The organism is Capnocytophaga cynodegmi DSM 19736, assembly GCF_000379185.1.
In the GTDB taxonomy this organism is placed as follows: domain Bacteria; phylum Bacteroidota; class Bacteroidia; order Flavobacteriales; family Flavobacteriaceae; genus Capnocytophaga; species Capnocytophaga cynodegmi.
Genome location: NZ_KB900710.1, coordinates 10,290 through 32,282, shown reverse-complemented (window position 1 = coordinate 32,282; position 21,993 = coordinate 10,290). Strand labels below are relative to the sequence as shown.

Annotated in this window: 19 protein-coding genes and 1 tRNA gene; 13 read left to right on the top strand and 7 right to left on the bottom strand. The window is 30.9% G+C overall.

Going from position 1 to position 21,993, the window contains the following annotated elements:
• Nucleotides 1-71: 71 nt before the first annotated feature.
• From YW9_RS0104280 to rodA, 7 genes are all read left to right on the top strand, one after another.
• Nucleotides 72-1,532, top strand: a complete 1,461-nt coding sequence (locus YW9_RS0104280) for a hypothetical protein (RefSeq protein ID WP_018278953.1) — start codon at nt 72-74, stop codon at nt 1,530-1,532.
• Nucleotides 1,533-1,536: 4 nt separating this feature from the next.
• Nucleotides 1,537-1,854 carry a YtxH domain-containing protein gene (locus YW9_RS0104275; protein ID WP_018278952.1) on the top strand — a complete coding sequence of 106 codons (318 nt, stop codon included), beginning with the start codon at nt 1,537-1,539 and terminating at the stop codon, nt 1,852-1,854.
• 65 nt (nt 1,855-1,919) lie between these two features.
• Complete coding sequence (locus YW9_RS0104270) at nt 1,920-2,237, top strand: YtxH domain-containing protein (RefSeq protein WP_018278951.1); 318 nt, start codon at nt 1,920-1,922, stop codon at nt 2,235-2,237.
• 69 nt (nt 2,238-2,306) lie between these two features.
• Nucleotides 2,307-2,633 carry a YtxH domain-containing protein gene (locus YW9_RS0104265; protein WP_018278950.1) on the top strand — a complete coding sequence of 109 codons (327 nt, stop codon included), beginning with the start codon at nt 2,307-2,309 and terminating at the stop codon, nt 2,631-2,633.
• Between the two features lie 102 nt (nt 2,634-2,735).
• Nucleotides 2,736-3,110 carry a hypothetical protein gene (locus YW9_RS0104260; protein ID WP_018278949.1) on the top strand — a complete coding sequence of 125 codons (375 nt, stop codon included), beginning with the start codon at nt 2,736-2,738 and terminating at the stop codon, nt 3,108-3,110.
• On the top strand, nt 3,094-3,345 hold the full coding sequence (locus YW9_RS0104255) for a DUF6327 family protein (RefSeq protein WP_018278948.1): 252 nt from the start codon (nt 3,094-3,096) through the stop codon (nt 3,343-3,345). The genes YW9_RS0104260 and YW9_RS0104255 overlap by 17 nt, the downstream gene beginning before the upstream one ends.
• Before the next feature lie 107 nt (nt 3,346-3,452).
• Nucleotides 3,453-4,736 carry a rod shape-determining protein RodA gene (rodA, locus tag YW9_RS0104250; protein WP_018278947.1) on the top strand — a complete coding sequence of 428 codons (1,284 nt, stop codon included), beginning with the start codon at nt 3,453-3,455 and terminating at the stop codon, nt 4,734-4,736.
• A gap of 76 nt (nt 4,737-4,812) precedes the next feature.
• On the opposite strand, the gene YW9_RS0104245 is transcribed toward rodA, so the two are convergent.
• The 3 genes from YW9_RS0104245 to YW9_RS0104235 form a co-directional block, all read right to left on the bottom strand.
• On the bottom strand, nt 4,813-5,976 hold the full coding sequence (locus YW9_RS0104245; RefSeq protein ID WP_018278946.1) for a sigma-54-dependent transcriptional regulator: 1,164 nt from the start codon (nt 5,974-5,976) through the stop codon (nt 4,813-4,815).
• Between the two features lie 153 nt (nt 5,977-6,129).
• Nucleotides 6,130-6,681, bottom strand: a complete 552-nt coding sequence (locus YW9_RS0104240; RefSeq protein WP_018278945.1) for a thioredoxin family protein — start codon at nt 6,679-6,681, stop codon at nt 6,130-6,132.
• A gap of 77 nt (nt 6,682-6,758) precedes the next feature.
• The gene (locus YW9_RS0104235; protein WP_026193798.1) at nt 6,759-8,117 is read right to left on the bottom strand and encodes a sigma-54-dependent transcriptional regulator; all 1,359 of its coding nucleotides are present in this window, start codon (nt 8,115-8,117) and stop codon (nt 6,759-6,761) included.
• A gap of 711 nt (nt 8,118-8,828) precedes the next feature.
• On the opposite strand from YW9_RS0104235, the gene guaA reads away from it, so the two are divergent.
• The 6 genes from guaA (at nt 8,829) to YW9_RS0104205 (ending at nt 15,343) form a co-directional block, all read left to right on the top strand.
• Nucleotides 8,829-10,358 carry a glutamine-hydrolyzing GMP synthase gene (gene guaA / locus YW9_RS0104230; protein ID WP_018278942.1) on the top strand — a complete coding sequence of 510 codons (1,530 nt, stop codon included), beginning with the start codon at nt 8,829-8,831 and terminating at the stop codon, nt 10,356-10,358.
• Nucleotides 10,359-10,558: 200 nt separating this feature from the next.
• Nucleotides 10,559-12,484, top strand: a complete 1,926-nt coding sequence (locus YW9_RS0104225) for a LysM peptidoglycan-binding domain-containing protein (RefSeq protein ID WP_018278941.1) — start codon at nt 10,559-10,561, stop codon at nt 12,482-12,484.
• Between the two features lie 116 nt (nt 12,485-12,600).
• The gene (gene rplS, locus YW9_RS0104220; RefSeq protein ID WP_018278940.1) at nt 12,601-12,948 is read left to right on the top strand and encodes a 50S ribosomal protein L19; all 348 of its coding nucleotides are present in this window, start codon (nt 12,601-12,603) and stop codon (nt 12,946-12,948) included.
• Nucleotides 12,949-13,148: 200 nt separating this feature from the next.
• Nucleotides 13,149-14,567: an exonuclease domain-containing protein gene (locus YW9_RS0104215; protein WP_081615887.1), complete on the top strand. Its 1,419-nt coding sequence runs from the start codon at nt 13,149-13,151 to the stop codon at nt 14,565-14,567.
• A complete protein-coding gene (locus tag YW9_RS12535; RefSeq protein WP_155848725.1) occupies nt 14,560-15,075 on the top strand; it encodes a hydrolase in 516 nt (171 codons plus the stop codon). Before YW9_RS0104215 ends, YW9_RS12535 begins: the two co-directional genes overlap by 8 nt.
• A gap of 183 nt (nt 15,076-15,258) precedes the next feature.
• Nucleotides 15,259-15,343, top strand: a tRNA-Ser gene (locus YW9_RS0104205).
• A gap of 364 nt (nt 15,344-15,707) precedes the next feature.
• Here YW9_RS0104205 and YW9_RS0104200 read toward each other — a convergent pair.
• Genes YW9_RS0104200 through YW9_RS0104185 form a run of 4 tightly spaced genes read right to left on the bottom strand, consistent with a single transcriptional unit; the run spans nt 15,708 to nt 21,742 of the window.
• Nucleotides 15,708-17,285, bottom strand: a complete 1,578-nt coding sequence (locus tag YW9_RS0104200) for a DndE family protein (protein WP_018278937.1) — start codon at nt 17,283-17,285, stop codon at nt 15,708-15,710.
• The gene (dndD, locus tag YW9_RS0104195) at nt 17,266-19,377 is read right to left on the bottom strand and encodes a DNA sulfur modification protein DndD (RefSeq protein WP_018278936.1); all 2,112 of its coding nucleotides are present in this window, start codon (nt 19,375-19,377) and stop codon (nt 17,266-17,268) included. Before dndD ends, YW9_RS0104200 begins: the two co-directional genes overlap by 20 nt.
• Entirely contained in the window at nt 19,374-19,553 is a 180-nt protein-coding gene (locus YW9_RS0104190; RefSeq protein WP_018278935.1) for a DNA modification system-associated small protein, read from the bottom strand. Before YW9_RS0104190 ends, dndD begins: the two co-directional genes overlap by 4 nt.
• Nucleotides 19,550-21,742: a helicase associated domain-containing protein gene (locus tag YW9_RS0104185; protein WP_040353733.1), complete on the bottom strand. Its 2,193-nt coding sequence runs from the start codon at nt 21,740-21,742 to the stop codon at nt 19,550-19,552. The genes YW9_RS0104190 and YW9_RS0104185 overlap by 4 nt, the downstream gene beginning before the upstream one ends.
• Nucleotides 21,743-21,993: the final 251 nt, after the last annotated feature.

Here is a 21,993-nt window from a genome sequence, read left to right as displayed (position 1 = left end):
AAAATTAGGATTTTAAAAAATAAAAGCTTATATTTGTAAAAATTTTTTTCCGAAATACGAAACATTCCACTATGAGCGTCATTATCCAAGGAGATAGAGATATTCCTATTGAAGATGTTCCTTCGACCTTAGCAAAAGCCTTAAGAATCAATCTAAACGAAAATATATACGGCACTTTTGCTGAAATTGGAGCTGGTCAAGAGACCGTGCGGCATTTTTTCAGAGCAGGTGCAGCCTCTGGTACTATTGCCAAGGCGATGAGTGCTTACGATAAAGAGGTAAGTGATGCGGTCTATGGAATTGAAAAAGATGGCAGATATGTTACTGAAAGTAGGTTAAAGAAGATGCTTGACTATGAAATCAAGTTGATAGAAACTCGCCTAACAAGAAAAAATCACCCTAATAAAGTTTTTTTTTCATACGCCAATACTGTAACTACGATTGATTTTTCAAAACGAAAAAAAGGACATGGATGGGTTGGGATACGTTTTCAGACGCAACCACAAGGTGAATATAATGAAATAATTATCCACATTCGTTTTCATCAGAATGAAGCTCGAGCTCAGCAGGAAACTCTCGGAATTTTAGGTGTAAATTTAATTTATGGGGCTTTTTATAAAACCTCAAAGCCTGAAAAAATATTGAAATATTTATATGACCACATCGATAAAGATTTGATTGAGATTGATATGGTTAATTTCTCTGGCCCTGACTTTAAAGATGTTGATAATAGGTTAATTAGCCTACAACTCATTAAAAATGGGATGACGGAGGCTGTGATGTTCGGTCCTGATGGGAAAAATATCCTCCCAGCGGAACAACTTTACAAGAAAAATATCCTTACCCTGCGAGGTAGTTTCAGACCTGTAACTAAGGTGAATATGGATATGTACCAAAAATCCTTAGAAATGTTCCTTAGTGAGAATAAAGTAAATCCAGCACGTACTGAGGTTATCTTTGAAATTACACTTTCTAATCTTATTTCTGGAGGCGAACTTGATGAGCAGGATTTTATGGACAGAGCCAGATTGTTATGTTCTTTGGGACAAAAGGTACTGATTTCCAATTTTAAAGAATATTATCGTGTGGTTGAATATTTTTCAAATTATACCAATTCCCGAATGGGATTGGCAATGGGAGTGAGCAACTTAATTGCCATTTTTGATGAAAAATATTACCGACATTTGAGTGGTGGAATCTTAGAAGCTTTCGGGAAGCTGTTCTATCGGGATATAAAAATTTACCTATTCCCTATGAAAGACCCAAATACTGGTGAAATTATCAATAGCGAAAATTTGAAAGTTCACCCACGTATGAAAGAATTATACAAATTTTTCAAATTTAACGGAAAAGTTGTAGATATTAAGGATTATGATGAAACACACCTAAATATATTTTCAAAAGAAATACTTTCAATGATTGAAAAAGGAGATTCAGGTTGGCAAGAGTTACTTCCTGAGGGAGTTGCGGAAATCATTATGAAAAAAGAATTATTCGGATATAATCAAACTATTAAACATAAAAATAAGTAATATTATGACAAAAACAGGAAACATTTTGTTAGCGTTAGCAACAGGAGTTGCTATTGGAACAGGAGTTGGAATTTTATTTGCTCCAGACAAAGGAAAGGACACTCGCAAAAAAATTAAAAATTCAGTTGATGAAAAAACTTCAAAATTAAAAAAGAAAATGGACAAGTTGGCTCGTGAAGTGAAAGGAAAATCTTCTGAAATAAAAGGCACTTTAGAAGAAAATATCGAAAGCTTGTTGGCTACGTCAGAATACAAAAAAGATGAAGTTATTAAACTTTTGGACAAAAAACTAAACGATTTAAAAAAAACAGTTAAATCCTAAGTTCTAAAGGATTGACTTATTAAGATTTCAAACATTATTAAATTATTAAATTAAAATTCAAGATTATGGCAAAAACAGGAAATGTTTTATTGGCGTTGGTAACAGGTGTTGCTATTGGGGCTGGAGCTGGAATTTTATTCGCTCCTAACAGAGGTGAGGATACTCGTCAAAAAATTAAAGATTCAGTTGATGAAAAAACTTCAAAACTGAAAAAGAAAATGGACAAGTTAGCTCGTGAAGTAAAAGGAAAATCTTCTGAAATAAAAGGTACTTTAGAGGATAATATCGAAAGTTTGTTAGCTAAATCAGAATACAAAACAGAGGAAGTTATCAATCTTTTAGACAAAAAACTAAACGATTTAAAGAAAAACATTAAGTCCTAAAAATTAAGGATTTAATTATCAATTTCACACTTATTTTATTAAAATTATCAAACTAGAAAAATCAGAATTATGGCAAAAACAGGAAATGTTTTACTAGCGTTAGTAACAGGAGTTGCTATCGGAGCTGGGGCTGGAATTTTGTTCGCACCAGACAAAGGGAAAAATACTCGTAGAAAAATCAAGGATTCTATTGATGATACTACTTCAAAATTGAAATATAAAATCGACGCTTTAAGTCAAGAGATGAAAGAAAAATCTTCAGAATTCAAGGGCTCTTTGGAAGACAAAGTTGAGAACCTAGTATCCAAATCAAGCCACAAAGCTGAAGATGTTATTACTGTTTTAGAAAAAAAATTAGCTGCATTAAAAGAAGCAAACGCTAAATTACAGAAATAATTAAAATTCTTGCATACATTTCACTGATTGTACTTTTGAAAGTAAGTTTCACATAATTTTTTTGTGCAATCAGTGAGCTTTGTAAGAAGTAAAATATAAATTATGTCTAAAAACAGTATCAAAGAAAGTTTCAGAGAAATTTCAACAAGAACTGGCGAGGCTCTGGACTCTAACGTGTCATACTATAAGCTGTTTGCTTTCAGATTTATAGCGAAGTCGTCTTATGGTTTGATTAATATTTTTTTGATAGGTCTGGTAAGTTTACTTGTACTTTTTTTCCTATCATTTGCGGCAGCTTTTGCAATCGGGAGTTGGTTGGAAAGTTTTGCGTTAGGGTTTCTTGCTATGGGAGCTTTTTATTCCTTAGTAGCATTTATCGCATTCATTTTTAAGAAAAATCTTATTGAAAAACCTTTACTTAACAGACTTTCAGAGGCTTATTTTAAATCGGATGACGAAGATGATTACGAAGAATAAAAAATATCAATCATTTGAAGAGATTGAAACTGACCTTAAAATCCTGAAATTAAAAAAACAAATTGACGGATTGTATCTGAAGAACAATGTTTCGGATTTAAAGGATAATCTTTCCGTAAAAAATATTGTTTCAAGTACATTCACTAACATAGGTTTTTCTTTTTTGAATCCTAAAACAAGGTGGATAAACTTGATTATGAACTATGCAATATACTTTTTACTAAGAAGAAGATAATAAATTAATAACTTTTAAAATAATAATTTGATGGTTTGAAAACTAAACTTTTTCAAATCATCAAATTTTCTGTATTATAAACGATATATAATTTTTCAATTCAAATAATGAAGCGAAGCCTTATAAAAAATCTGGACTGGTTATCCATTTTGTGTTATTTACTTTTGGTTTGTATTGGTTGGGTTGCCATTTTTTCAACAACTTATAATGAGATTAATGCTACTTCTCTTTTTGACATCAATCAGTTCTATGGCAAACAATTCCTCTTCATAGGGCTTAGTTTTTTGCTAATTATATTTATTTTGGCAATCGACCCAAAATTTTACGAAAACTTTTCAATTGTTTTTTACATATCCAGCCTTGTGATACTTGCAGGATTGTTCGTTTTTGGGAAGGAAACTAACGGGGCAAAATCCTGGTATGCCATAGGTTCAGTAACAATTCAGCCAAGCGAATTTGCCAAAGTAGCCACAGCTTTGTTTTTTTCTAAATATTTGAGCGATATTCATACTGATATTAAGCAAATTAAAGACCTATTTCGTGCTTTACTCATACTTATCGTACCCGCTATATTAATTTTGCTACAACCCGATGTTGGTAGCTTACTGGTTTTCTTCTCATTAGTCTTTGTTCTTTATCGCGAAGGAATGCCTTCTTCATTACTTTTTTACCTAAGTATCACTGCTTTAATTTTTGTTGCTACACTCAAATTTGGAAGTATTTTTGTTATTATTGTCACTGTTTTACTAATTTGGTTATACGGATTTTGGCATAAAAAGCGTACCAACAGAATTCCATTTCAAAATATATTTATTTTATCATTAATTTGCTTAATCACTTCATTATCAACGAAACCTATTTTTGATAATGTCCTGAAACAACACCATCGAAATAGATTAAGTCTATGGTTGCGTTTGGAACAAGACCCACATAAAATCAGCCAAATGCGGAGAGATTTTGGATACAATACTTATATGTCCGAATCGGCAATTACCTCTGGAGGAATCTTTGGAAAAGGATTTTTGGAAGGAACTCGCACTAAAGGAAGTTTTGTTCCTGAACAACATACTGACTACATTTTCACCACTTTGGGAGAAGAATGGGGACTGGTGGGTACATTAACTGTGATTGCTTTATTCACGTTTTTGCTCTTACGGCTTATCTTTTTGGCAGAAAGACAAAAATCAAGTTTCAGCAGGATTTATGGTTATTGTGTAGTTTCTATCTTATTTGTCCATTTTTGTGTAAATGTTGGAATGGTTATCGGTCTGATTCCCACCATCGGAATTCCTCTTCCATTTTTCAGTTACGGCGGTTCTGGATTGTGGGCTTTTACAATTTTGTTATTTATTTTCCTAAGGCTGGACGCCAATCGAATTTATAATTGGTAATGATAAATCAAAAAAGTACAGAATTTTTAAATGATTTTTAAAATTTCTGTACTTTTTTGAAAAACTAACTTTTTGGCTATTTTCCGGCAAAACTTTTCACATCATCTTCCGAAATTTCCTTACCTCCAAGAATTATCAAACGTTCCACAACGTTTCGAAGTTCACGAATATTTCCCGTCCAATCTTGTTTTTGTAATAACTCAATTGCTTTTTTATTGAATTTTTTAGGAGAAATTCCTTGTTCTTGAGAGATTTTTTCTGAAAAATGAGTTATCAGGAGAGGAATGTCATCACGTCTCTCATTCAATGAAGGAACTTTTATTAAAATAACAGCAAGTCGATGGTATAAATCCTCCCGAAAACGCCCCTCTGAAATTTCTTTTTTCAAATCCTTGTTTGTAGCAGCGATTACACGAACATCTACATTGATATCCTTATCACTTCCAACACGTGAAATTTTATTTTCTTGCAAAGCCCTCAATACTTTAGCTTGTGCTGACAAACTCATATCACCAATTTCATCTAAAAAAATAGTTCCGTTATGAGCGGCTTCAAACTTTCCTGCACGATCCTTTACTGCTGATGTAAATGCTCCTTTTGTGTGACCAAACAACTCACTTTCAATTAATTCAGAAGGAATTGCTGCACAATTGACCTCAACCATCGGAGCAGACGCACGTTCACTTTTTTCGTGTAAAGCGTGTGCCACCAACTCCTTACCCGTGCCGTTAGACCCCGTTATCAATACACGGGCTTCAGTGGGTGCTACTTTTTCAATAATTTGGCGGATTTGTTGCAAAGCATCACTTTTACCAATCATTTCATAATTTTTATTTATCTTCTTTTTCAAGCGTTTGTTTTCAACAACTAACTCTTTCCTATCTAACGCATTACGAACCGTATTCAACAAACGATTCAAATCTGGTGGTTTCGAAATATAATCATATGCTCCCAACTTCATTGTATTGACGGCAGTTTCTAAATCTCCGTGCCCTGAAATCATCACAAACGGAATTTCAGGTTTAATTTTCTTTGTGGAAGTGAGTACCTCCATTCCATCTAATTTTGGCATTTTTATATCGCACAAAACTAAGTCAAAATCTTCTTTTTTGATTTTTTCCAAACCTTCTACTCCATCAGGGGCTTCTTCTACTTCGTACTCTTTATTTTCATCTAACAGAATTTTTTTGAGTACTCTTCTGATAGCTGGTTCATCTTCAATTATTAATATTTTTGGCATATTCTACTACTATCTATTTTTTTGCGAAAGATAAAAAAATTTCAATATATTGATAATTAAAACTATTTTTTCAACGTATATGATTTTTATTTTTAAAAAAAGCCCCTAAACGAAATTGTTCAAGGGCTTTTGCAATAAACTATGAAAAAGTATTTATTCTTTAAATGTGCCTTTAAAGTTAGATTGATAATTTTGGAAATCTTCTTGAGATTTGATATTTTTAAAATCATCTTTAGCAAATAATTTCAAGAACATTTCTATTTGAGTTGGTGAAAAATACCCCACAAGAGGCTGAAGAAATTCACCTTTTTCATCAAAAAACATCATTGTTGGGTACGCCTGAACTTGCAAATAATTTGCAAATGGGTGAGGTGCGTTTCTACGCTGAGCTTTAGCGGGGTCATATCCTTTATTTTCAAACTTTTGACCTTTATAATTTACTACTTCATTTCCTTCGCCATTGAATTTAACTGCATAGTAATTCTCGTTGATATACTTTGCTACATCTTTGTTATTAAAGGTTTTCTTTTCCAACTGTTGGCAAGGTCCGCACCAAACTGTGTAAACATCCATAAAAATTTTCTTAGGATTCTTTTTCTGAGCTGCAATAGCTTCATTAAAAGTCATCCATTTTATTTCTTGAGCAGATAACAAATTAACATTTATCAAAACAAAAGCTGCAATTGCAATAATTTTTTTAATCATAGTGTTCTAAAAAATAGTTAAACAAATTAATAATCCTCCTCTATCAAAAATAATGCCACGAATTAAATTTTATATCATTATAAATCTATATCGTATGCTTTAAGCTTGTTATAGAGTGTCTTACGAGTAATATTTAACAATTTAGCTGCTTCTGTTTTATTATTTTGTGACTCCTTCAATGCACTTATGATTAACTCTTTCTCATTGTCCTTTGTCGAAAAAGATATTTTTTCAGCGATAACATTATGCGTTTCCGAAACTATTTCTTCTGGTAAGTCATCTTCTGTGATATAATTTCCCTGTGCCAGTAATGTAGCTCTTTTTATCACATTGGACAATTCTCGCAAATTTCCATTCCAAGGGTACAAAAGCATTCTTTGCACTGCTTTTTCAGAAAATCCATAGATTTGTTTTCGTAATTTTTGATTTGCAACTTCCAGAAAGTGAGAAGCAAAAATCATCAAATCGTCCTTACGCTCTTGTAATGAAGGTACTTTTATGGAAAACTCATTCAATCGGTGATACAAATCTTCACGGAATTGTCCTTTTTCAACAGCTGTGAGTAAATCTTCATTTGTTGCAGCTAAAACCCTGATATCCACTTCAATTTCTTTGGAACTTCCTATTGGTTTTATTCTTCTTTCTTGTAAGGCTCTTAATAGTTGAATTTGATTTTCATAACTTAGATTACCAACTTCATCAAGGAAAATTGTTCCACCATTGGCTTCCTCAAAATGTCCTTTTTTATCACTAATAGCACCTGTGAACGAACCTTTTATATGTCCAAAAAATTCACTTGATGCGATTTCTTTAGGGATAGCTCCACAATCAACTGCAATAAAAGGCTTGTTTGCTCTTTCACTTTTAAGATGAATTGACTTTGCAACAACCTCTTTTCCTGTTCCACTTTCCCCTGTAATCAGAACTGACATATCTGTGGGAGCAACCAAACTGATAAATTCGTTTAATTTTTTTGATGCAAGGCTAACTCCTTTCACAAAAGAAGTTTCTCTTTCAGGAACTTTTAATTCTTTTTCTTCTTTGATTTTCGGTACAGAAGGAGTTATTATTTTTGGAGATTTTGACTTATCTGCATTCTTAATTACATTTAATACATCTTCTTGTTGAAAAGGTTTTGAAATGTAGTCAAAAGCACCCAACTTCATAGCTTCAACAGCGGTAGAAACTTCAGCATATCCTGTCATTACAATCACGGGAATCTCAGGATAGGAGGCTTTAATCTCTTTAAGCAGAACAATTCCATCTCCATCAGGAAGACGCAAATCCGTAAAAACCATTTTTGTAAAAGGACTTATTTTTTTCTTGGCCTCTTCCAAAGTGCCACATTCTTCCACTTTGTATCCATTTCGTTCCAAAAAGCGAGTTAACATTTTTGCAAACGTAATATCATCCTCAACCAAAAGAATAGGATTCATATTCATTAAATTTTTAAGTGTGAAAAATTTGCTATAAGTTTCTGATTTTTAATTGGAGGCAAATATACAAATTTCAAAGCAAAAAGTATGTTAAAACGAAAAAGACTTTTTCTCACGAAAAAGTCCTTTTTCACAATGCATATAAATACTACTACTAACTCCAAAGTTATTTACATTTAATCATTTAACTATTCAAAAAAGTAAGTTTTTTTCATAAAATTCAGTCCTAATGACTTTGAATAGTTTAATAAATGATTTTACCTAAAGTAATTGTTTTTTCATAACTATGTTCTAATGAATAATCTCATCTAAACAATGTTTCTTATAGCAATTTATAAATTTAGTTTTTCTAATTTTTTGTTGTAACTCACATTATCATAACAAAGTTACGCTCTCATTATAGAAAATAACGTGCCATTTTTGATACAACTCAATAATTAACACACAAGAAACTGACAATCAGAATAAAACAAAATATTTTATATTTTTGAAAGAAATTAAACATTGTGTAACAAAGTGTGTAAAACAATTTTTAATGTGTAAACTTTACACACTTTAAATACACAATAATTGTTTCAGAGTAAAATTTATCACACACATTCTTGAAAGCATCTCACAAATAAATACTCTGATATTACCATAATTCAACATTAATTCATACTTTTGCCGATATTTTAACTGAATTACATTTAACAGACAAGTTATAACTCAATGAATAATAGTGTTTTAATTTTAGATTTTGGTTCGCAATATACACAATTGATTGCACGAAGAGTCAGAGAACTTAATATCTTTTGTGAAATCCACCCTTTTAATCATTTACCTGAGAATTTAGATGAATTTTCAACTGTAATTCTTTCGGGTTCACCTTATTCTGTAAGAAGTGAAGACGCTCTTCATCCTGATTTATCACAAATCAGAGGAAAGAAACCACTCTTAGCCGTTTGCTATGGAGCACAATATTTGGCACACTTCAATGGTGGAAGTGTAACTCCTTCAAAAATACGTGAATACGGACGAGCAAATTTATCTTTCATTGAAGGAAATGAACCTCTTTTCGATGGAATTTCGCAAGGAAGCCAAGTTTGGATGAGTCATAGTGACACAATTAAGGAACTTCCTACTGGTGGAATTTGCTTAGCAAGTACAGCCGATGTAAAAAATGCTTCGTATCGAATTGAAGGCGAAGATACTTACGCAATTCAATTTCACCCCGAAGTATCACACTCCATTGATGGAAAAAAACTTTTAGAAAACTTTTTGATTAAGATTGCAAAAATAAAACCTACTTGGACTTCTGATAATTTCGTAGAAATGACCGTAAAATCCTTAAAGGAACAGGTTGGTAATGAAAAAGTTGTTTTGGGGCTTTCAGGGGGGGTGGACTCGACAGTTGCTGCTGTTTTGCTAAACAAAGCAATTGGAAATCAATTGCATTGTATTTTTGTAAATAATGGACTACTTCGTAAAAATGAATTCCAGAATGTTCTAAAACAATATGAGGGTATGGGCTTGAACGTAAAAGGAGTTGATGCCTCTGAGCGTTTCTTAAATGCCTTAGCTGGAAAATCTGACCCAGAAGAAAAGCGAAAAATAATCGGACGTGTATTCATAGAAGTATTTGATGATGAAGCACATAAAATAGAAGATGCGAAATGGCTAGGACAGGGAACAATTTATCCTGATGTAATTGAGTCCTTATCTGTAAAAGGTCCTTCGGCAACTATCAAGTCGCATCATAACGTAGGTGGATTACCTGATTTTATGAAACTTAAAGTTGTAGAACCCCTACGTATGCTTTTCAAAGACGAGGTACGCCGTGTAGGAAAAGCACTTGGCATAGATGATGAATTATTGGGTAGACACCCTTTCCCAGGACCTGGATTAGCTATTCGTATTTTGGGAGATATTACCCCTGAAAAAGTAAGTATCTTACAAGAAGTAGATGCAATTTTCATCAATGGACTTAAGGAGCACGGTTTGTACGACAAAGTATGGCAAGCTGGAGCTATCTTACTACCTATCAATAGTGTAGGTGTAATGGGCGATGAGCGTACATATGAGAAAGTGGTAGCCTTACGTGCAGTGGAAAGTGTTGATGGAATGACTGCTGACTGGGTTGACTTGCCGTACAAATTCTTACAGAAAATTTCAAACGAAATTATAAACAAAGTAAAAGGCGTAAACCGAGTAGTTTACGATATCAGCTCGAAACCACCAGCAACAATTGAATGGGAATAAATGAATTTTCAATAAAAATGAAGGAAAACTAACAATATTTTCCTTCATTTTTATTTTCTATTATATCTTCAGAAAACTTAAAAATATGCTATTTTTTTAGATAAGTACTTCTATTTACAATTAATTAGTATATTTGTGGTTTGGATTATTTGTTTTTCCAAATCAAAAATAGCACATAAAAATTTAATTATAAGCTCTTTATGAAGAATTTATTGATATTAGGATTTATTTTTTTATTTGGTATAGGATTTGCCCAGCAACAAACTCATAATGTAAAAGAAAATGAAAATATTGAAAGTATTGCAAAAACGTATCGAGTTTCACCTTCTGACATTATCAAGAAAAATCCTGAGCTAAAAAACGGCTTGAAGAAAGATATGGTTATCTATATTCCATCGGGAAAAGTGAAATATTACAGTACACAAAAGCCATTGGGATATAAGTCACATACAGTGGCTCCAAAAGAAACTTTTTTCGGTTTGTCACAAAAATACAATATCTCAATTGATGACTTAAAACGTTATAACTTCGACCTTTACAACAGAGGGTTGTTGGAAGGAGAAACTATTTCTATTCCTATTTTCGAGAAAGCCTCACAGATGATTCAAAAGGGAATTCAAGGACAGAAAAAATATGTAGTAAAGCCTCAGGAAACAATCTGGAGAATCTCAAAAAATCACAACATAAGCCAGGAGGAACTTGAGCGAATGAATCCTGGAATTACTGCCGAAAATTTGCGTGAAGGACAAGAAATTTGGGTTCCAGCATCGGAAACACACACTCCTTCTCTTCCAAAAAGCACTAACAATCAAGACCTTGTCCTGTATTCTGTTGAAAAAGCGGAAGGTTTTTATAGTTTGGAACGCAAATTTGGAATTTCTGAAGCTGAAATCATCAAACTTAATCCAGAATTAAAAGATGGGTTAAAATCTGATTCTCAAATCTGGATTCCGAAAGCGAATTTTGAAAGATACAAACAGGGAGAAATTCTTACTATGGAAAGTCAATTATTTGAAGATTCCACTCAGAAAATATTTTCCATTTCATCGGCTGAAAACGTAAAGGAAATTTCTTTCATTTTGCCTTTTAGAATTTCTGACATCGTTGGTGAAGCTGATAAAATGGCTACCTTAAAGGGACGTTTGAGCGATAATAGAGTAACCCCTATTGCTACAGATTTTTATTCAGGTGCCTTAATTGCCATTGATTCATTGCAAAAAAAGGGCTATAAATTCCGTATAAATGTTTTTGATAGTGAAAAAACTGAAAAAGAAATACAAAGAATGGCTTTGAATGAAAACATCCAAAAATCGCAGGTTATTATTGGTCCTTTCTCAGCAAAATCTTTCAATACAATTTCTGCTTCAATTTCAAACCCCAATGTGGCTATTTTGGCTCCACTTTCTAACAAAAATATAGAGCTAAAGCCAAACGTTTATCAAACCTTGCCTACTGAGAGTGTTCAACAAAGTAAAATGATACAATTTATCTCACAGAATTATGCCAATGCAAATATTTTAATTTTGGCAGACGCAAACAATGCTTCTGTTCGTGAGAAATTGGAACAGAGTTTCCCTCACGCCAAAGTAGTTACAGAGATTACAGTGAATTCTATTCCAAACGCGTTAGACTATTCACGTGAAAATATTGCCATTATTCAATCTAACGAAATTGGTTTTGTTTCCAATGCGGTGAGAGTTTTGCATAATATAATGCAAAACAAAAAGGATAATATTTCTCCCAAAATCACCCTTATGACAACCGACAAAGGAAGTGTTTACGACTCTAATAGCCTATCTAACAATCAATTATCTGACCTGCAATTCACGTTTCCTACCTTCAACAAATATTCCAATGGTGGTGACACTTTTTCAAAAAGATATTTAAAAACATATGGAATTTTACCAAATAAATATGCTATTCGAGGGTTTGATATTACAATGGACACTATCCTGAGATTGGGAGTTACGGGCAATTTCAACGATTCGAACAATCAATTGGGCGAAACTTCTTTTCTTGAGAACAAATTTGCTTATCTGCGAAATCCTTACAGAGGTGGAGGATATGAAAATCAGGGGGTTTACATTGTTAAGTACGAAAATATGGAAATTAAAGAAGTTAAATAATCAGAAAGACTTGTTTTTCCGAAAATAATATCTAAATTTGCACCCGATTTGGAGTAACCTCTGGCGAAAGACGTGATATGTTGCCCAATGTTAACTAATAATATTTTTATTTTTTTATGGAATCTTTATTAAAGTATGTACAGGATAACTTTGTAGCAAAGAAGGATTTTCCTGAATTTTCAACAGGAGACACTATTACAGTGTATTATGAAATTAAAGAGGGAGACAAAAAGCGTACACAGTTTTTTAAAGGAGTTGTAATTCAACGCAAAGGAAGTGGAGCGACTGAAACTTTTACCATTCGTAAAATGTCAGGAACAGTTGGGGTTGAGCGTATCTTCCCTTTTAATATGCCTGCTCTTCAAAAAATTGAAGTTAATAAAAGAGGAAAAGTTAGACGTGCTAGAATCTATTACTTCAGAGGACTTACTGGTAAAAAAGCTCGTATTAAAGAAATTAGATAATACGTACTATAAAAATAACACAAAGAGCAGGAACAAAATCTTGCTCTTTTTTGTTATCTAAAATTTTTGATGAAAGATGAGATGAGGTAAAAATTCTTTAAAAAATCAAAAAACATCACTAAACTCTCAAAATACTGCATTTTCAATATTTTTACCTATATTTGCACATACTTTTTGTAATTAAGACAACTAACTTTTAAATTTCAAGAAAGCTTCACAAATCTTTGTACGCAATTCTGGACATAGAAACCACGGGAGGAAAATATAACGAAGAAGGCATTACAGAAATTGCCATTTATCGTTATGATGGTCATAAGGTGGTTGACCAGTTCATCTCCTTAGTTAACCCTGAAAGAGAAATTCAGCCTTTCGTTACAAAACTTACAGGAATTAACAACAAAATGTTACAAAATGCTCCCAAATTTTATGAAATTGCCAAACGAATTGTAGAAATCACAGAGAATTGCACCATTGTAGCCCACAACGCTAGTTTTGATTATCGTATACTGCAAACGGAATTTCGCCGCTTAGGATATGAATTTTCGAGAACTTCTTTGTGCACGGTGGAACTCTCTCAACAACTCATTCCAGGAAAAGAATCCTATAGTTTGGGAAAGCTGACTCGTTCGTTAGGAATCCCTGTGAGTGAACAACATAGAGCTTCAGGAGATGCTTTGGCTACAATAAAGCTCTTTAAATATCTTCTGGAAAAAGACTCAAAAAAAAATATCATAACCAGCTCATTAAGAAATGATTTTCAACAGGAAATGACTTCCAGACATATTCGCATTATAAACGAACTACCTGAACGTATTGGAGTGTACTATATGCACAATAAGGAGGGAAAAATCATTTACATTGGAAAACACAAAAATATAAAAAAACGAGTAAATCAAATATTTACTTCTGCAACCAAAAAAAATCAATTTTTACAACGAAACACGTATTCTGCAACATACGAAGAAACTGGAAATGAGTTAATTGCAACACTTAAAGAAATCGAAGAAATTCGGCAAAACAACCCAAAATTCAATCGAAGAAATAAGTACAAAACAGATAATATCAACTACATCTTAACAACACATCTTAACAAAGCGGGTTACCTTTGTTTCTCAACGAAATTGCTTGAAACCAATGATAACTTCATTACCACTTTTGAAACACAACATCAGGCTCAAAATTTTCTGTATCAAATAACTGAGGAGTTTCAATTGTGTCCTAAATTCCAAAATCTTTCACAAGCACGAAAAAATTGTTACAACTACACTGTGGGAAAATGTTTCGGAGCTTGTGTGGAACTTGAACCTGTTGAACAATATAATGAAAGAGCAAAAAACGTTTTAAAAAAATATGGTTTTGTAAATCAGAATATTGCTATTGTTGATAAGGGAAGAAATACTGGAGAGAGAAGCATAATTCTTATCCTCGATGGAAATATCAAAGGATATGGTTTTTTCAACCTAAATTATCAGCTTTCACAATTGGAAATCATAGAAAATTTGATAACTCCCCTACCCAATTCACTGATAAACAGACATATTTTGCATTCTTATTTGAGAAATCACAACATATTGAAAATCATAAATCTTGATAAACAAAAAACTTTCAATAATGAATAAAAATATTTTTATTGTACTCTTCGTACTTTCAGCAATTTTGAACCTGATTTTACTTACAACGAAACAGAAAAAAACGAATGAACAAGTACAAACATCGGAAAATCATTTAGATAAATCTCTTTCTTTAAATGAAAAAGAAATTTTGATTGATTCTATCCGAAAATTAACTATCGAAAAAAGCGAATTAAAGTACTTCAATCTTGACGATAACACCTACGCTCGAGATTATTTTGCAAAAATGGGAATAAAAAATCCGACGGAGTTAGTAACCTCAGCCATTTTGAAAACAAACACAGATAAAAAACAGTATTCTTTAATTCGGTTTAAGTCTCAAAATGATTCGTTTCAGATAAATAAAGTTAAAGTTTTAAATAATAAGTGGCTTATTTGTGATTTTTCTGATGGCGAAAATTGGGGAGAATTACTCATTAAATATCAGATTAACGACGATAAGAAAATCAATTTTATTGTATTTGATGACCTGATTTATTCAGATACAAACGAATAATTCTCATCTTTATTGAATTGATTATTCTTGAAAAACATCAATGTATTATTTTACATCATTGATTTACAATTTTTTGAATAAGAATCATAAAAAAAGAAATAAAAATTTTAAAAAATAATTTGCAGATGTCAGAAATTGTTGTACATTTGCAACCGCATAAGTGAAATAACTGATGCATTAATTGGAGAGATGGCAGAGCGGTCGAATGCGGCGGTCTTGAAAACCGTTGACTGTAACAGGTCCGGGGGTTCGAATCCCTCTCTCTCCGCAAAAATCCCTGTAAGTAATTAACTTACAGGGATTTGTTTTTTGGGGTGCTAAAATAGGTGCTAATATCATTCTACATTCTTTACAAAAAATCTCTTATATAGGAGCAATCTGTGCCTAAGGAAGTATCCTAATAACGGAGAGACGAATCTTCTTTATTTTAAAGATGTATTTTTATAAACTACTTTTTACAATCATCTTTTAACTGAAATATTGAATTGGAATAAAAAATAAACCTCTTTAGAATTATTTCCAAAGAAGGATGGTTTTAGGTCTTTTTCTATTTTTTAGAATGGTATCTTATAGCTCTCTTCCACTTTTTGTTAGATTAAAATATTGAATATAAAAATACAAAATTGAAATTGTTACAAATTTTCATGTTTTTTAGTTTTCCACCATTGTCTGAGTTCAATTGTCTTAGGTTCTTTAATATTTACCAGCCCTTTTCCTGAATCTAGTTTTTTGATTTCTGATTCAAGTTTATATCTGCTAGTAGGTGTCCCTATGAAGTTACTTATTGACTTGTAGTCTTTGTTTTGAATATTTAGGCATATTGGCAATTTAACCTGTGAAGCAAAATCAAAGTCCTTTGTTTTATAATCTTCAACACCTTGCGATAACATAACTACAATAACACCTTTTGATCTTAGAAGCCTTAATAAATCTTCCAATGCCTTTCTAGCATTCTTATTCTTTAAATAAATATGAGCTTCATCAATCACAATTACATATCGAAGCGGAAAAATATGACCCTTTGGTTCACAATCATTTGTAGAGCTGAAATATGAATTAAAATATCTCAACAGGAGAAATACAATCAATTGACGTAATGTATCTGAAAGAGCAGGAGGTAAGTTTAAATATAAACTTTTACTTAAAACTTCTGGGGTAGTTGAAACACAGTCAAAGATATTGGTAGATAAGTCTCTTATCACAGAGTATAAAGTGTCTTGTTTAATTGAATTTTCTTCATAATAAATTTCTAGATCTTCAAATAACTCGTTAATACTAGGATATGATCCATTTTTTCTATTAAGTAAACTATTAATTAAACTTATCAAAATATTTTCTTGACTGACTCCCATTTTTGGAACGAATGTAGAGATTGTATCAACAAATGCACGAATACTAAAAGGTCTTTGTCTTTCATCTAAATTAATAGATAGGAAAGGGTTGAAATCAATCCCTCCATCATTGACAACATCAACAAATTCAGCTTTTGTCGCTTCTAAAAAAGGTTTTAATTGTTCTGGATTTCCTTCACCCTTGTAATCAAAAAATATAAACTTCAATTCACCATTTGAGTTTTTACAAATTTGGTAAAGGATGTCTTTTATTAATTGGGTTTTCCCTGAACCAGCCATTCCTGCTATTGCAATATTTCTATTATCAAACTCCCTAAGATCATTGATTTTAATTACAATAGATTCATTATTATCTGATTGTCCAATTTCAAATGACAATAATTCCTGAAATTCTTTAACCTCTAATTTTTTAGTGTTTGCGGAAATATTAGTAACACTTGATCTTAGGATTAATCCTTCTTTTATTGCTTTTAGTAGGAAATTTATGTGGTTTCCTTTTGTAATATCTCCATCTTCCACATTTTTATCCCATATTTTCAAACCATGATTCAAGTGAAGCTTAAAAAGCTTTACAAATTCATCTTCAAAAGTATTTTTGTTATAATGTTGATCTAATATTGATTTATAAATAATAACATTGGGTGTATTATTTATGAAGGTTCCGAAAAGAGCTTTATCATCTCTAAATTCTTTTCCATCGGATTTTGGAATATTTTCATTTTCTAGATTAAAACATTTTCCTGTTTGTAGGCTCAATGCAAATGCGATACGAGGAACAATTCCCTCATTTTTAAAACCATATAACCCTTTCAGTTTATATAGAATTTCATCATTTTCTTTACTTAATGTTATTCTCATAATTATGGAAATAGCCGTTTTTTAATATAGTGTTTGCCCCATCATTTTCTAATAGATATGATTTGGCAATATTTTCTGAAATGTCTTTAAATCGTTTTGGTGTAATCTCACTATTTGTTGAGAAAAGCACAACTTGTTCCGATAATGTAGGATAATATTTTTTAGTAATCGTATCTCTGTGTTCTTCGTCAAGTCTCCCCAAGGGAGTATCGATGAAAATCGGTAAACTTTGAATAGATTCTTTGAGAATGGCTTTAATTAAGCACGAAATATAAATTTGTTTTTCTCCTGACGATAAACTTTCTTTCCTAATCTCATTGTCATCTTGGTCGAGTAGGGTGATTTTCATTCCTTGCCCTGAAGCCAAAATAGTCACCTTTACATCTTCTATGAATTTATTGTAGTTTCCTTTACTTGAAAGTTTATGCATTAAAATTTTTAATTCAGTGAGAATAGTTTTTTCTAGACTATCCTTGTGCTTACTCTTTTGCTCTTCCAGAAATGAATTGAGCACACCAATATATTTTTCAGTTTCTTTAATTTTTAATTTGTTTTGGGTATTAATTTCAACTTTACTTCTAAGTGTTACAAGCTCTTGATTGAACCGACCTATATCCTTTTTTATTTTGCTTATTAGTTGAAAATTTTCTCCGATTCTTCTATTAAATTCAGTGGTTTTGTTTTCGGCGGTTTCTTTTTTAGCTAAATAATCTAAGACTATATCATCAACTAAATCTGCATCAATTTTGCTAAGGGTTTTTATCAATTCAGACTTTCTTGAATTAACAATATTAAATTCCTCAATAGTACTTTGAAATAAGTCGCTTGACTGAGAGTTTATAAGACTAATTGTATCAAAAATCAAGTTCTTTTCAGCATTGTTTAGATCGTGTTCAAATTCTAATTCTTGATATTCATCCTCAATGTTGTATAGTTCACTTCCTAATCGTTTTGCTTTTTCATAATAAAATGCCTTATCTTTAAAAGACATGGTCGAATTTTCTGGGTCAGGAGGTCTATTGAAAAGTAGTTCAATGAAATTTTCTATTTTCTCTAAAATTTCTTTTGATGATTTTTGAGAAATTTTGTTTGTTTCTTGAATTGAAATATGCTTTTTAACTTCTTCAAGTTTTCCTGTCAAAATTGTCAAAGGAATAATTTCGCTTAGTTCAGTAAACCGTTCGCTAAGTTTTAATTCTTTCGTCTTTAGTTTCTCAATTTCAGTAAGAATAACTTCTCTGTCAAAATTAGAACTTCCTTGTTTACTATTTTGTGAAATTAAACTATCATACTTTCTAATTTCCTTTTTTAACTCATCTATCTCTTTGAGTTTTTCTGCATTTTCTTCTTCAAGCTTTTCAATTTCTAAATTTGATAAGTCAATAGCTCTTTCTTTATCTATAATTTGCTCCTGAAGATTTCTTGTTGCTCCTTCCTTTTTTAAAGTATTTATATAAAACTCAAAATCTTCAATTAAGGTTTCGTAATTGTCTAACCCTAATATTTTTCCAAGTGCATCATTTATAAAACTTCCTTCATCTTTTATTGATAAATTAGCTATTTCAGCAATTTTTTCAGCATCAAAAAATACGAACTTTGCGGCATCTATAGGAATTATATAATCATTAATAAAATTAAATTTATCTTCTTCGTTGTCAAAAAATTCTATGTTTGATATTGGATCAACTATAGACAATTTCTCTTCTGTTGTTGACGTATTTCTTGATCGAGTTATTAATACTTTATCATAATTCGATGATAGTTTATAAATTTCGGGTAATTCGATTTCTTCAACCAAAATACTGACTGAAAAAGTATTAATTCCTTCTTTTTGTGCAGACCAATTTATTGATTGCTGTATGAAGGAGGAGTAGTTTTTCTCTTTTTGAATTTCTTTTTTGAAATTGTCGTCTATTTGAGAAATTTTTTCACCATACAAACACCATACAACTGATAGTAAAAAGTTGGTTTTACCATATCCATTTTTACCACCAATGACTACAATATTCTTATCCTCATTAGTAGATAAATCAAATTCAACAGAATTATAATACTGTCTGAAATTGTCGATTTTTATATTGGAAAATTTCATTTCACAGCTTTTTCGATTACATCAACAATTTTTTGTTGATGATAATTAATACGTTTTATTTTTTTTGCTTTTACAGAATCTAACAAAGATTCCAACGATTTGTAATCAACCCCTTTAGTAGAACAAATCTCTTTTAGTCTTTCACTTTGGTGTATTTTGTTGTCTTTTACCTTCATAAATTTTGATTTTTCAATATTTCAAATACTTTTGAAAAATAAGATTTTTCATTATTATTCAGCTCATCATTATTATATAGTTTTCTTTGTTTGTAAAAGAATTTATAAAGATTTTCTTCTCCTTGCTTGTCTGCACTTGGCAATCTTTGATTACGTTTAATGAATTCAATAAGCTCATCATATTTCTCTGTTGAGTTTAATCTTCTTTTACCATTTATTGGAGGAAATTTTTCATAAATTTCAATTATTAGTTTTCCCTTCTGTTCATCCAATTTTTTTGTTTTTAGTTTTCCTTTTTGAACATTAAGCCACCTGTAAAGCCGTATTTCTTCTTCTGGAACTCCATTAGAAAAAGGCAATCTATTTTCAAGTAAAAGAAAATTTTGTAAATCATCATATCTCTCTTCCCAAGAGTTTCGCTCAATAATATCAGTGTCTTTCAGTATTTCAAAGTCTTCAGTATAAATCCTATTATTTAGTCCAATATAAGAGCTTTTAAAGAAACTGAAAGTTTCAGATTCATCTATTTTAAGGTTATAGTAGATACTTTTTTCATTAGAATTAGGTCTGTATTTTAATACGTATTCTGTAATTTCTGTAATATGTTTTGGAGTGCTGAATTGTTCTAGGAAATCATAAGTTATACTTCTTATTGTACCTCCCTTGAAGTCTTCCAATTCTTTTTCCCATTTTTTTAAACCGAAAACACTATTTCTCCCTACTGGCACAAAACCGTCTTTTCTTCTCATCGAAGCACGGATTTTGTTCTCATCTGTTTGGTAGTCAGGATATAATTCAAAAACTTTTTGAGCTATTTCTTCAATACTAGAGGGTTTACCTAATATTTCAAGAGCTTCATAAGAATATTCAAATGCTTGCTTAATAGTATTTCTCTTGAAAATCAGATTATCTTCTATGTTAAGGGATAAATTAAATTCACTATTAACTATCCTTTCTACAATAGGATAAATTAAATTAATTGATTCTATATTAATATCATCCATAAATACAGACAAATAACTCTTAAAATTAAAAGAATAAGTTTCTTCTATTTTTTCACTTTTTCTTTTATTGATATCATTTGCTAATGATATGAGGTCAATTTTTGGAAGTTCTTTGTTGATGATATAAATATTGTTCCAATTGTGTCGATTTTTACTATTGGAATATTTTGGCTGTAATATATCCTCAACATTTCCTATGACAATAAAATTATCATTCAAGTACACAGCAAGGATGCATGATATAAATTCTTTTGAAAAATCTGTTTCATTTCTTATGTTAATTTGTTTTGCTAGATTTTCGTCTATTTTAATCAAACTTGAAGATGATTCTATACCATATTTCGAGGATAAATCGTCATTAAAATTTTTAATGAAAGATAATCTTTCAGATAATTCATTAATACAATCTTTTCGTATTTGTCTTATTCGTTCTCTTGACAAATTGTACTCCATAGCTACTTCTTCAAGAGTCTTTTTTTTATGACACTGATAGATATTCAATGTTTCTTGGATTATTGAATTATGAGTTTCACTAAAAAAAGCATTCTTTTTGAGTAAGAAATCTACTATTTTAAAAATTGATTCAGATTGTAAAATTTCCGTTGGAATTTTGGGAATAGAAAAGGTTTGTTGTATTAAAAAATGATTTTTTAATGCAATTAATTGTTTTTCACTAGCATTTTTATTTATATTGAAAATGAAATCTCTTACTATATCAATATAGATTTCAAGTTCTGGAATAGTTTTTTTCCCAATGTTATCAATAGTAGAAAGAGTAAAATTTTTATTTAATAAAATTTTATCGGAAAAATTCCTAATGTTAAAATTGTCTGTCAGTAATTTCGATATAACATTCCTGCTTCTTACTGAAAGGTTATTGGCATTTATAACTATAAAACTATTTATGACTTCTCTCTGAACTCTAGTTAAACTTGCTAGTATCTCTTCTAAAGGATTTTTTATATTTCTAATAATTTCACCTTTTTCGATAAAAGCTTGATACTTATTACAAATACTTACTAATTCTTCATTGGACTTTTGTCCACAATTACGTAGTTTACAAAAATTATTGTACCTTAAATAATATTCTATTAGCTCAGTAACAGTATTCAGACCACTATACATACAGACATTATATGATCGAACACTTATTTCTTGATTGTTATAAATTTCATCTATAGTCATCTCTTGGTATAATTAATAAATGAATTTAATTTTTCTATTATTGAGCTACCACTTTTTATTTTTCACAAAAAGGTAGTTTTCTTCTTATTCTGTACATTGTCTTGTGTTTTAAGAAAACAAACTTCTGTACTTATTTTTGTATTGATAGAATGGTGTATAAAAAAGTCATAATCTAATTTATCCAACTAAGTTTTTGTACGCAAAGTTAAGAAATGTAAGTAAATAAAAACAAATTGTATAAGTAAAAAAAT